Source organism: Mycobacterium sp. 134 (assembly GCF_048282715.1).
Taxonomy (GTDB): Bacteria; Actinomycetota; Actinomycetes; order Mycobacteriales; family Mycobacteriaceae; genus Mycobacterium; species Mycobacterium septicum.
Map to the genome: position 1 here is coordinate 5148211 of NZ_JBLVUN010000008.1, position 12329 is coordinate 5160539.

At 62.5% G+C, this 12329-nt stretch carries 13 protein-coding genes; 1 reads left to right on the forward strand and 12 read right to left on the reverse strand.

Annotation, left to right across the window (positions count from 1 at the left end; translation table 11 throughout):
* Positions 1–192 precede the first annotated feature (192 nt).
* From ACNQVK_RS29370 to ACNQVK_RS29425, 12 genes are all read right to left on the reverse strand, one after another.
* Positions 193–1446, reverse strand: coding sequence for a saccharopine dehydrogenase family protein (locus ACNQVK_RS29370; protein WP_418032336.1), 1254 nt, complete (start codon positions 1444–1446; stop codon positions 193–195).
* A 90-nt stretch (positions 1447–1536) separates the two neighbouring features.
* Positions 1537–1902: a DUF732 domain-containing protein gene (locus ACNQVK_RS29375; RefSeq protein WP_409550356.1), complete on the reverse strand. Its 366-nt coding sequence runs from the start codon at positions 1900–1902 to the stop codon at positions 1537–1539.
* Positions 1899–2564 (reverse strand): hypothetical protein, encoded by a 666-nt coding sequence (locus tag ACNQVK_RS29380; protein WP_418032337.1) that lies wholly within the window; start codon positions 2562–2564, stop codon positions 1899–1901. The genes ACNQVK_RS29375 and ACNQVK_RS29380 overlap by 4 nt, the downstream gene beginning before the upstream one ends.
* 52 nt (positions 2565–2616) lie before the next feature.
* A complete protein-coding gene (locus ACNQVK_RS29385; RefSeq protein WP_418032338.1) occupies positions 2617–3621 on the reverse strand; it encodes an MlaD family protein in 1005 nt (334 codons plus the stop codon).
* A gap of 38 nt (positions 3622–3659) precedes the next feature.
* On the reverse strand, positions 3660–4652 hold the full coding sequence (locus tag ACNQVK_RS29390; protein ID WP_418032339.1) for an MlaD family protein: 993 nt from the start codon (positions 4650–4652) through the stop codon (positions 3660–3662).
* An 8-nt stretch (positions 4653–4660) separates the two neighbouring features.
* Positions 4661–5788, reverse strand: a complete 1128-nt coding sequence (locus ACNQVK_RS29395; RefSeq protein WP_418032340.1) for an MCE family protein — start codon at positions 5786–5788, stop codon at positions 4661–4663.
* The gene (locus ACNQVK_RS29400) at positions 5788–6777 is read right to left on the reverse strand and encodes an MlaD family protein (RefSeq protein WP_418032341.1); all 990 of its coding nucleotides are present in this window, start codon (positions 6775–6777) and stop codon (positions 5788–5790) included. The genes ACNQVK_RS29395 and ACNQVK_RS29400 overlap by 1 nt, the downstream gene beginning before the upstream one ends.
* Positions 6765–7796: an MlaD family protein gene (locus tag ACNQVK_RS29405; RefSeq protein WP_418032342.1), complete on the reverse strand. Its 1032-nt coding sequence runs from the start codon at positions 7794–7796 to the stop codon at positions 6765–6767. Before ACNQVK_RS29405 ends, ACNQVK_RS29400 begins: the two co-directional genes overlap by 13 nt.
* Entirely contained in the window at positions 7793–8917 is a 1125-nt protein-coding gene (locus ACNQVK_RS29410; RefSeq protein WP_418032343.1) for a mammalian cell entry protein, read from the reverse strand. The genes ACNQVK_RS29405 and ACNQVK_RS29410 overlap by 4 nt, the downstream gene beginning before the upstream one ends.
* A gap of 27 nt (positions 8918–8944) precedes the next feature.
* Entirely contained in the window at positions 8945–9745 is an 801-nt protein-coding gene (locus ACNQVK_RS29415) for an ABC transporter permease (RefSeq protein ID WP_418034410.1), read from the reverse strand.
* Positions 9746–9813: 68 nt separating this feature from the next.
* Positions 9814–10596 (reverse strand): MlaE family ABC transporter permease, encoded by a 783-nt coding sequence (locus ACNQVK_RS29420; protein ID WP_418034412.1) that lies wholly within the window; start codon positions 10594–10596, stop codon positions 9814–9816.
* 573 nt (positions 10597–11169) lie between these two features.
* Positions 11170–11613 carry a hypothetical protein gene (locus ACNQVK_RS29425; RefSeq protein ID WP_418032344.1) on the reverse strand — a complete coding sequence of 148 codons (444 nt, stop codon included), beginning with the start codon at positions 11611–11613 and terminating at the stop codon, positions 11170–11172.
* A 155-nt stretch (positions 11614–11768) separates the two neighbouring features.
* Between ACNQVK_RS29425 and ACNQVK_RS29430 the strand changes: the two genes are divergently transcribed.
* Positions 11769–12308, forward strand: coding sequence for a hypothetical protein (locus ACNQVK_RS29430; RefSeq protein ID WP_418032345.1), 540 nt, complete (start codon positions 11769–11771; stop codon positions 12306–12308).
* The last annotated feature ends 21 nt before the right edge of the window (positions 12309–12329 follow it).

Below are 12329 nucleotides of genomic sequence, written 5' to 3' on the forward strand. Positions count from 1 at the left end.
AGCCGGAGGGCCTCTGGGTCCGCTCGCTCTGACCGAGCTCGTCTGCCGATCTCATTGCTGCGTCGATGCACGCGGAAGCCACCATGCTCACCCGCCGGGCGCGGGCCGACAACCCGCCAATCACCGGGTATTCCAGCCGATCTCCCCGCCATTTGGTCACATCGTCGATGGCCGCTACGGGCGTCGACGGAATCAATCCAGCCTGGTCGTCTGAAACGTCACCCCTGCAGCCGGCAGTCGGGTGAGAAGCGCATCGCCCATCGCCGCTGCCGGGGTGAGCACCCCGCGCAGGTCCGAGAGTTGGCCGCGGTCCAGCGCGAGCGCCAAGCCGCTCTGTCCGAGCAACACCGCGGTGGCGATGTAACTTGGGTCACCCTGCTGCGCGATGACGGCCCGATACCGGGCGCCGGTTGTGGTGGTCGCGTAGGTCTCGATGCGATAGTGACCTTTGGCCAGAGCATCTACACCGGGCCCAGTGCCCGGTTTGGGCATCACGCGTTCCAACAACCCCGACGGCACCTTGTTGGCATAACGCGCGGCCAGTCCGGAAAAGCCGGCGAGGACCGCTGTGGAAACGGCCGCGGTGACCGGAGCGAGCACCGAAGGTCCGGCACTGACCTGCTCCGCGTAGCGGAACCAGCGGCCGTACGCCCAATCCTGAAGTGCGTTGCTACGCCGCACAATGCGTGAGTTCTCTGCCGCCATGATGAATGCGCCGGTCCAGCACCCGTCCAGTTCGGGGGCGATCCGCACGCCGCGCCGTAACGGGGCATCCGACTGCTGCCCGAGGTCGGGTTCGGCGTCGCGATCGGTGCTCAGCGTGTAGGGATCGAGCATGGCGCGCCGGACGTCTGGATCGCTCGACATGGTGCGGCGGGCCTCCAAGATCGAGGCGAGGGTCCCACCGGAGGCCCCGCCGACGAACTTCCGCACCACCATGTTGGTCTCGGCGAGTTCACCTTCTCCTTCGGCGCGGACGCGGTCGTAGATGGCATAGACAGTCAGATCGGAAGGAACCGAATCGAATCCACACGAATGCACGATCCGCGCACCGGTATCGGCGGCTTGCTTGTGGAACTGGTCGGCGCTGGCACGGATGAACGGGGTCTCACCGGTGAGATCGGCGTAGTCGGTTCCGGCCTCCACACACGCTGCCACCAGCGGAAGGCCATACCGGGTGTAGGGCCCGACCGTGGTGACGACGACGCGTGTGCGTCTGGCCATCGCCACCAAGGACTCCGGCGATCCGGCGTCTGCCTCGATGATCGGCCAGTTACGAGCCGATTCACCCAGCGAGTCGCGCACCGCGCGAACCTTTTCGGCGGACCGGCCGGCGAGGGCGATCCGCGCCGGTCCGCTCTCCCGGGCGAGATATGCGGCGGTGAGTCCGCCGACGAACCCGGTGGCACCGTACAAGACGATGTCAAATTCTCTCTGCTGAGGCATAGTTCGTAAGTACTCCAGGGTCTCCGCCGGCGGACACGGGTCCTCACGGCTACGCGGCAAATCGAAATCAACTGTGTCGCAGTATTGGCCTTATGGAAGTGGCTCCCAGGGTGGAGGTCCGTCGCGGTCGTCGCACAGCTCTCTGATTGCGGTGTCGACAATGAAGTTTGCCTGCTCGATGGACAACCCATAGGGCGGGTGAAGGGCATCTTGAAATACCGACTGCTCCACCCACTGTCGTGGCGGCTTGCCCCGCTTCCGAAGTTCACATACCTCGTAGCCCCACTCCTTGAGCTCATACTCACCACGTGGAGTGTTGATCCCGGCGTCGTTGAGCTTCTTGACATAGGAGTCGGGACCGGCGTGGGCCAGGCCGATACCGAGGACGCCGGAAGCCACGCTGAGGCCGACGGCGACCCCGACTCCCAGGACACCCGACCGGTAGCGACGCGTCACTTGTCGCCCACGACCTGTCCGATGCCGCCCACGTCGCTGATCTTCCATCCGTCGGCCGGGTTGATGGTCACCGAGTAGGTGGCGGTCGACTGAAGGTTCTGTGGGGCCTGCACCGTCTTGGTCATGACGCTGACGAACGAATCCACGACGTAGACGCCGTTGTCGTGCGATCTGACCTTGGCAGCAATCGGCTCAGCCGTGGACGACCACTGCAGCGGAAGCAGAATCTGCTCCATCGCGTTCGCCGCATCGGTGAGTTTCTTGCCCAGCTCGGGCGTAGTCCCGTCGACCAAGGCACGCTTCCACGGACCCAGGTCCTTGTAATCCATGACCGCGGCCCGAACCGCATAGTCGAGCGCGATCTGCTCGGCATGTGCGTTGTCGGTCGCCTGTTGAGTCTGAGCGTCGACCTTGCCGTTGGCACCGATGTACAACCAGGCCATCACACCGAGTGCGGCAACCAGTGCGGTGATGAGCACCCCGAGCGACAGGCTGCGGACCGATAGGGAGATCCTGCGTTCGTTGCGGAGGGTCGAACCCTTGCCCGCGACGTCGACGTCCAGATCGTCAGTGGCCTGGGCTTCCTCGGACACCACGTCCGACTCCTCGACCGGCTCGTCGACGTCTGTTGTCTTGCTGCTTTTTACGGCGGTGATGTTCACAGCCTCACCAACTTCCGTGTTGTAGTTTCACTGTCTTTCAACACCCGAACCCTCAGCCGCCGGCCGGGAGGACGGGTTGTTCGACCGGTGGAACAGGTTGATCGACCGGTGGAGCAGGCTGATCGGGTGGCGGGACGGGTTGACCGTTCTGTGGAAGCGTCACGTGCAACTCGATCGCGCCGTCTGGCGGCGTTGCCGCCAGCAGGTTGGTGAGGATTTGGCTGCTGTCCACATTGCTCAGAGCGCTGGCAATCGCCTGAACGTTGGGCGTCAGTGGCTCGGTCAGCACCCGCAGGTCCGGGCCCCGGTCATCCAGGAACTGCTGAAGCCGCTGCATGAACTTTCCGAAAACATAGACGTCGCCCGGCATGTCATTGCGCAGCGTGAAACTGACACCCGCATCCCACATCTTGGAGATCTGAGGGCCCAGCTCTTTCAGCGCGGGGGCGGGCTGAGCAAGCAGGGAACCCACGAATCCCGCATTCTCCAGCAGGCTTTGGAGGTTTTCCAGTGCCCGCCTGCCCTGTCCGTTGAGTCCGGTGGTGGTGTTGTGCAGAACCTTTCCGGCGCGCTCCAGATTCGGCAGAACGGTGTACGGATCGGGCAACGCGGCGTCGGCCTGGTTGACGACATTCTGAAGCTGGCCAGGGTCTAGCTGCTTGAGGGTCCGGACCACCGTAGCGCCGAGTTCGGAGATCGACTTCGGCGCCACGATGGATTCCGGCGCGATCCGCTGTCCATCGAAGAACGCCGGCCCACCGGTCTTCTGGGGCTCAAGCTCCAGGTAGGACTCGCCGAGCGCGGAGAGATTCTCCAACCGGACAAGGCTGTCACCGGGAACCGTGAACTTGTTGTCGATGTAGAAGTGCACAGTCGCATTCGAAATCGAGGTGTCGATCCGGTCGACCTTGCCGACGGGGACGCCGCGCAACAGCACATTGGAGCCGGCGACCAGGTTGTTCACATCGGGGACATCCATGGCGAGGTTCGTCCGGTTGTCGGGCGGCGCTATCCGGACACCCAGGTTCGCGACGTAGACCAAAAAGGCGCCGATCATGACTGCAAAGGAAACGAATACCGCTGTAGCTCTGAGGATCACGGGACAGCTCCTAGCATCCTCAGCACCTGTTCGACATCGCCGGACAGCTCCCGTCCGTCAGGGCCGACGATCGAGGTGATGTTGATCGCCGGGTGCTTCTCCTGCGCGAGATAAGACTCATTGATGAACTTCCGCCACAGCGGGTATTCATGCTCCACGACCTGCTTGGCACCCTTGATCGCCCCCATCGCGTTCGCGCCGGAGGAGAACGTCGGGACCAGCCAGTACCCCTTGCTGTAGATGCTGCCGATCGATGGCAGCAGGTTACCGACCTCGCGGGCGATGACGGTCGACCGTTCGAAGGCCTGTACCCCCTCCGGGGTGAACCAGAAGCTCATCTGGGGGGCCCACGTGGAAACCACCGTCGATGTCTGCTGCATGCTGTTGATCAGGATGTCGACCGTGTCCAGATTGTCGGCCAGTTGGTTCAGATCAGTGGTCACTTGCGACACCACCCGCCGCACCTCCTCCTTGGGAGGAGTGATGTGGTTCAGCTTCACCAGTGTGTTCTGAGCCCGCTGGATGGAACCACTCCCGATGAAGTTCGCGAGGTTGGCGATGGTGTCCTCGAGCTGAGGCGGGGAAATGGTTTGTACCAGAGGGATTCGCCCATCAGCGGGTAAAGGCGGTGCCGGAGCCGTTCCGTCGGTCTGACGTTCAAGCGCCAGGTAGATGTCCCCCAGCACCGTGGCCTGTTGCAGGACAGCGGTGACATTGGCCGGCACTTCGACCCCTTGCTCGATCCGGGCCGTCACGTCGACGTGCGTGCCGGCCTCTGTGACCTTGCTGACCTCACCCACCGTCGTACCGTCCATGACCACCTTCGCCCGGTCGGGCAGGTTCAGGACGTTGGCGAATTCCGCGACGATGTCGTAGCCGTTCGAACGGCTCTGGCCCGGCAGCGGAACCGAGTCGACAGTCAGTGCCGACAGCGTCGAGCACCCGGTCAAGCCCACGCCGCATACCAGGGCACCGATCAATGCAGTCATGCGAATCTTCATCGCCGCTGAGCCTCCGTGAGTACGTACTGCAGCAATGCGACATCCACCGCGTAGGGACGACCGGCAACATCTGCACAACTACCTGGCGCCGACGCATTCATCGCCCCGCAGGCCAACAACCCGTTGGGCGTCGGAATACGGAACAGCGGCGGTCGGTACGGCAACACGATGAACGGGTGATTGTTGGCCCGCTTCACAAATCCACCTTCTGTCGCACCAGGTGGTTCACCATTGACGCCACTGATCCACCGCGGCAACGGATTCAGCATGTTCGCGATGCCCTTGTAGTGCGGACTGGCAATCCGCATGAGCTCACCCGTCGCATCCAAGGCGGTCTGGAACTCGGGGCCCAGTTCGGCCTCGATGTCGTTGACAGCGGTCATGAGGTCGGCGAACGGTGCATCGAATTCGTACGCGCCCTGCAGAGAGCTCAGCGCGTTCGGCACCACCGAGGGCAGGTCGGTCACGATCGTCTTGATGTCCTCTCGGTTGTCACGCACCATCGACGTGAGCTCGGCGACATTCCGCGTGATCTCCCCGAGCTGGGAGATCGCCTGATCAGGACTGTCCAGCAGTTGCGACGAACGGCTCATCAACTGATTGAGGCGGTCGCCCTGGCCCGACATCGCCTGATCGATCCCTTTGAGTGAATCGGCAACGTTCGTCGACCCCTCCGGATTGACCGCATTCACGAAATCGGTCGCCGATCCGATGATCTGCGCGATGCTCAACGGAGTCGAGGTCCTGTTCATCGGAATACACTCGGCGGGCTGCAGCTTCGGCCCATCCGTGTAGTTCCCGACGAGTTCGAGTGCGCGATCGGCGAGGATGGACGGCGAGCGGGTGACTGCCCGCACCTCCGCCGGTACCGGCCTTTCCGCATCCAGTGAGAAGACGACCTTGACGTCAGACGGCCGCGGCTCGATCCGAAGTACCTCACCGATCGGGTACCCCATCTGAGTCACATGGTTGCCCACGTACAGGCCGACGCTGTCGGACATGATGGCGCAGTAATCGGTCGCCGCGTCCGCGGTTGAGCTGCTACACGACGTCGCGCCGAAGACCGATGCGGTCGCGACCACCAAAGTCAGTGCAGCACGGCTCGTTCCTGTCAGACCCCGCATCAGCAAATCTTCCCTTCGATCGGGAAACACAGGTCAGTTGCGAGGAGTTGTGGTGGTGTGCCACGGTTCTGGGCATCGAGGGTGTTCTGCATGCTGCCCCGGATATTGCGCAACCACCGCACCAACACGCCATTGCGATCTGCGACCGTCTGGAACTCTGAGAGCACCCCGCGGACCCGGTTGATGAAGTCGTCCCGGTGCTGGAAATAGAAGGGGATCAGCGGGAATATCTTGTCCACGATCTTGCCCAGACCGACGAGCCCTCCCGCGAAGCCGTCACCGTAGAGAACCATGGTCTCCTCGAGAATGGCGATACGCGATATCAGGTACTCCAGCAGTTCGCGATTGTTGTTCATCGTCTTCAGGTACTCATTGGACATCTCGAGGATGCTGGTCAGCTGACCGCGTTGACGCTCCAGCACCTGGCTGACCGCGTCGCCGGCGTCGATGACCTTCGCCAGGATCTCGGTGTTGGAACCCGTGAGTCCCTGCTGAATCTGGCCCAACGATTCGTTGATGGGTCGGGGTGCCACCTGATCGGTGATCTTCGTGGCATCCGAGAGCGTGCGAATCAGGCTGTAGGGCATGGTCACTCGCTCGACCGGAATGGGTTTGCGACCCAGAGCCCGATCACCCATCGGCAGCAGGGTGACGAAGTATCCACCGACCACGGTGAGCATGCGGACTTCCACTTGTGTCTGGTCGCCGATGAACACGTCGTCCTTGAGTGAGAGCTGCACCCGAACCTGCTGCGGTTCAAGCGAAACCGTCTTTATCGTTCCGACGTCCAGACCTGCGACACGCACGGTGTCACCGGCGCGAACCGACGCAGCGTCATCGGTATAGAACGTGACGAGCTGCCGGTGTGGCGGCGAGATGTAGACCCAGGCGACCACGATGGCCACGATCGTCGCCAAGGCGATCGTCGTTACGCCCCACCACAAGGGGTTGCGCAACCTCTCCTTTGTCGCCCTCGTCAGCGATTGCATATGACCACCTTGCGTCCGTTGAGAAGGACATCCATGGGAAGCGGCAACTCAGCCGGCCCCTTGGAGCACGGGGCGGGATTGCCGTCCACGGGCGGTTCTGGGATGTTCTCCCAGACCACCGGGATGCGCTTGACCCCGTCCATCTCGTTGTAGAGATTCGTGATGGCCTTGTCGAAAGCCTTTTCGGGATCCCAACCGGGCTGGTACCCCGGCGCCGTCCAGGGTCCGCTGTCCAGTCCCATGCTCACCAGCAGCCGATCCACCTCGCCGGTGAAAGCTGGTCCATAGACCTGTGATTTCCGGAATTCGTCCAGAACCGTCAGCGTCGAATCGGCGACGATCTTGACCTGGTCGAGGATCTTGGGCAACTGGTCCGATTTCCCGCGAACACCCTGGGCGACCACCTTCAGATTGTTCAGGATCGTCGAAATCACCGCTTCCCGGTCGGAAACCAGGGCGGTCATGCGCTTGATGCTGTCCAGCATCGGGCCCAGCCCATTTCCATCGCCGGCCAGGAAGGTCGCCACGTTGTCGGTGAAAGTGTTGATCTCGTTCGGATCCAACTTCGCCAGCACCGGCTGTAAACCGTTGAACAGCACGGTGACATCGAAGGACGGAACCGTCATCGACGCCGGAATGCTGGTCAGCTGACCGGGGGCATCACCCGCGGCGGCGTCGGCCACGTCGATATAGCGCAAACCGGTGAGCGCCTGGAACTTCACGGCCAGACGGCTCGTGGGGACGATGCTGTAGCGGCGTTCCATGGTGAACTGCACGTTGGCAAGAGTCCGGCCCTCCGACCGGTTGAGGGCGAGGGATTGCACCTTGCCGACCCGCACTCCGCGGACCCTCACGTCGGCCCCCTCGTGGAGGCCGGAGACGTCGGTGAATTCCGCGCTGAACGTATTGGTGTCGCCGGCGACAGGTTGCCTGATCACGTTCGAGATCACGACGAGCAGGAGCGCGCTGACCACTACCGCCACGGCGAATTTCCACAGCGCGCCAAGCTGTTTCCTCATTGACTGTCTCCAAGCATGACCCCCAGCGGCGCAGACACCCCGGGCAGCTGATCCAACATGATGCGCACCTGCAGGGCGTGCTGATCCCCGGACCCTGCGTACATCCGTTCCAGCCGTGAGCGAAGTTCACCCAGCTTGTCCCCGAGGTCGGTCGGGTTGACCAGGCGCGGCACCACGTCGGCCATCACCCGAACCTGGTCCACCACGGGGAACAGGTCAAACGTGTGGGACCCTTCCAGATCTCCCACCTTCGAGAACAGGTCGTACTTCGCGCCCTTGAAATACTCACGCAAGCGGCCGTAGACGAACTTGTCGGGGTTGGCGGCCAAATCGTCCACCGCCGAGTTGAAGTAGTCCACCTTTTCCTGGCTGTAGTACTTCAGATACGGGTTACCCGCACGGGTCGCCTCCGGATCGAAATGCACACCCGCCGAGTTCCAGATGTAGCCCTGGCCGGCGCTGATCGCTCCGTCGAGGAACGGTGGCAGACCGACGCTGATCGCCGCGGTATTCCGCAGCAGTTGTTCTGTGCTGACAGTCTGAACATCCGTAACCGCGGTCGAAACCAGAATCATCGTTTCGAATAGTGGATTGAGCGCGTCGGTGTAGCGGGTGGCCCGGTCCACCACGCTGATCAGCTGCGGTGTGATCACGTCATGCGACAGCTCCCCCAGCCGGTACAGCAGGGTCTGGAGGGTGAAGTTTCCCGTCGGGGTGACGCTGATCGATGCGCCATTGCTCAGGACCTCGCCATGATCGGCAGGGATCAGGTTCACCCCGGTGACACCGAAATAGTTGGCCGGCCGGAAATCGATACCCACCGCATCGGTCAGTCCCTTGGTCGGGCCCGACTGCAGCTCGACGTCTACTCGGACGCGGCTGTCGGGAAGCTTCGAAATCTCGCTTACTTCACCGACTTTCAGCCCGTGAAGGATCACAGAGGTGCCGTTGTCGACGCCTTGTCCCACATACGGGGTATCGATGGCCACCGAGATCGTGTCCTTGGCCGGCCGGCCTGACGGATTGATCACTGTGGAATACAGCAGAACTGCGAGCACACAGAGCACAACGAATCCCGCACCGATCCAGGTCAGAATTCGTTCATGCTTTCGGTCATCCACACGAAGTAGCGTCGTCATCGTCCGCCCCTACCCTGTGAACACAAACGTCGGTTTGAGACCCCACAACGCCACGGTCAGGGCGAAGTCGAGCACCATGATGGCCACCAGGCTCGCCCGCACCGCACGCCCGGACGCCACACCGACGCCGACGGGGCCACCGGACGCGAAATACCCGTAATAACAGTGGATCAGAGTCACCGCGGCACAGAAGACCGCAGCCTTCAGCGTGGAGTACGCCAGGTCGGTCGGCGACAGAAACTGAACGAAGTAGTGCTGATACGTTCCGGTCGCCGCGCCATAGAACATCGTGATCATGCCGTTGGACACAAAGAAGCTCACCAACAAGGTGAGGGCGAACCCGGGGATCACGATCATCAACGCACCGATGACCCGCGTCCCCACCACATACGGGAGCGCCCGTAGGCCCATCGCCTCCGTGGCGTCGATCTCCTCGGCGATACGCATCGCGCCGATCTCGGCAGTCATGCGGCAGCCGGCCTGGGCCGCAAACGCGATGCCGGCGACCAGCGGCGCCATCTCTCGGACATTGGCCAAGCCACCCACGATTCCCGACAGCGCACCAAAGCCCAACAGGTTCAACGTGGCCCACGCCTCGATGGCGATCGAGGCGCCGATCGCGATACCGAGGATCATCAGAACACTGATGACACCACCGTCGACCACAAGGGAACCGCGGCCGAAGGACAGGCTGATCATCCGCGCCAAAGTCTCTTTGCGGTAATGCTTGAGGGTCACCGGCGTGAGATAGACGACCTGACCGACGAAGAGAAGCGCACCACCGAGCTGATGCAGCGGCGCCTGAACCATTTTGGTCAACCGCTCGACCGGACGGAACTGATCGAGATAGCGCGACGGCGCCATTACCCTGCCGGCCACTACGCCACCGCCATCGGGAAGAACATCGTCTGTACCTGAGTGATCACCAGATTTGCGATGACGATGCCGACCACGTTGACGACCACGGCCGCATTCACCGCATCGGCGACACCGCGCGGACCCCCCCGTGCTTCAACGCCTTTCAGCGACGAGACGATTCCGACGATCGCGGCGAACACCACCGCTTTTCCGATCGCGAACCAGACATCGACCATCTTGGCAAACGCGCCGAAGGATGCCCAGAAGCTTCCGCTGGTCACGTCACTGACCGTCACCGCAAGGATGAACGACGCGATCACCGATGACGCGAGAATGACGGCCATCAACACCGGAGCCAGGATGACCAGCGCGACACATCGCGGCACCACCAAGCTTCGGACCGGGTCGACTCCCATAACCCGAAACGCGTCGAGCTCTTCGCGAATCGCCCGCGCGCCCAGGTCCGATGCGATCGCCGATGCTGCGGCGCCGCCCATCAACAAGCCTGCCGTGAGCGGGGCGCCCTGCCGGACAACACCAACGCCGCTCGCTGCGCCCACGATCGATGCGGCGCCGACCTGATTGATCAGACCCGACGATTGCACGGCCACCATCCCACCGAACGGAATAGCCATGAGAAGCGCGGGCAAGGCCGTGACTTTGTACAGGGACCAGCACTGATGGATGATCTCCCCGCCCGGCAATCGCAGCGAGATTGAGTCCTTGACGAAGTAGCGAACCACCGACGCCGCCATGAGTACGGCGCGGCCGATGGTGTTGGCACTTTCCAGCGGTCTCTTCATCAGGCGCCGCAACACCGCAAGTACACGGTCGAAACTCGGCCTGGCCGCTGACGCACTCCGATGCAGTCCGGAGCGGAGAGGCCCTGACGGCGCTCCCCGATCCGCGTCGGCTGCGACGCGACGTTCACTTACGTTCGTGACTGCCATCTGTTTGCTGACTCGTTCCTTTGAAGTACTTCTCGAGGCGGAGCCGCCGATGTGATCTAGGCGGTTACCCTGTCCGACTGTGATAGCCCTCTCAGGCGCTTCGGGGATCTTACATCACTACATTGTCAGATAGCCAGCATCCGGCTGAATGGGATATCGACGCATCCGGGACCGGCGAATCGTCAAATAAACACCTCTTACCTGCAGGTATACCTGCCAATGGCGGCGTCGATGGCGTAGGCGCCCATTGGCGTGGCCCACTCGCCATCAAGTGCCATGCCAGATAAGTGACATTGACTATTGGCAGATTATGCAGAAGGGACATGCTGAGACATGGCACGACCTTTATCGCGGGAGGACACCTTCCCGAGTGGAAAACTTTGCCGGAACCGCACCTCAGCGGCTCGGTGAGCGCTCGCTTGCGGTTCAGTCGCCGGCCAACACGATGGCGGCCGTGGAATTGCCGGTGTTCGTGTCGGTGCGCACGTCCGCCCCGTAACGGGTGTAGGTGCAATCGGGAATGGTGTCCCAACCGAAGAGCGCCGCCCCGTAGATGGCTTTCTGTTCGGCGTCAGGGAACTTCTGAGCATTGGCAAAGCCGGCCAACAGTTTCGCCTTGCCTGCGGGGTAAGACAATTGACGCAACATCGGCATCGGGTCCTCCATCGGCTGGAACCTCGCCGTGCGATTGGCATAGTTCTGCGTCTCGATGTTGGCGCGCTGGGCAACGCCTTCGAGCACCCGGTCGGATTGCAGTGCAGGACAGCCGCCCCGCTTCGCAGCGACCGCTGACCTCAAGTCCGCCGTCGGATCCGCAGCGGCTGCCGGAGCCAAGCTCATCGCCGCGAGCGCGGTCATGATCGCGGCCACAGTGATACGCCGAGACACCATCTCAGACCGCCTCCCACAGGATCGACACGAAACACCGCGAACATAGAACACCCGGACATATCTGACAAGAGGCCTAGCCAGATTGCCATCGCGCTTAGTAGGGTCTGGAAAAACATTGACCTCTAGGAGTAGTCGTGGCACTCGCGCCGTATCCCTTCAGTTGCGGGTTCACGCAGCGGGCGTTTCGATTCGCCGCCCAGCTTGCGGTTGTGGCGCTCTTCGTCACCATGTGCTCTGTCGTCACGTCCGTCAGCAGTGCCGAATCCCATGCCGACGTAGGTGATTTGGGGCCGCCTCCCGCAGACGCTGATGTCGAGGCGGCCCTCACCTACCTTTACAACGCGGGCCGTCCGCCAGACTGGCAGATCGACGTCCAGGTCGTCGGCCCGATCGTTGTCGGGCAGCCGACGATGCACCCCAATCCGCCGCCAGATCCCTGGTGTGTCCGCTGTGGCTACCCGGACCAAGGCGCCAGCCTGATGTATCCGGTCATGGCGACTGCATCGGTGACGTCCACGCAGGGCCTGGTGTCGAGCGCATTGCCCGCCGGCAGCGTGGTGCACACCACCACCACGACGTACAACGGCACACCATGCCCCGGCGAGACAGTCGCGCAGTACTGCCCGACGTACTTCTTCTACCGCGACGGCGGGGGCCGGTGGCAGGTCGCCTGACCGCCATCACGCACCGCGAAC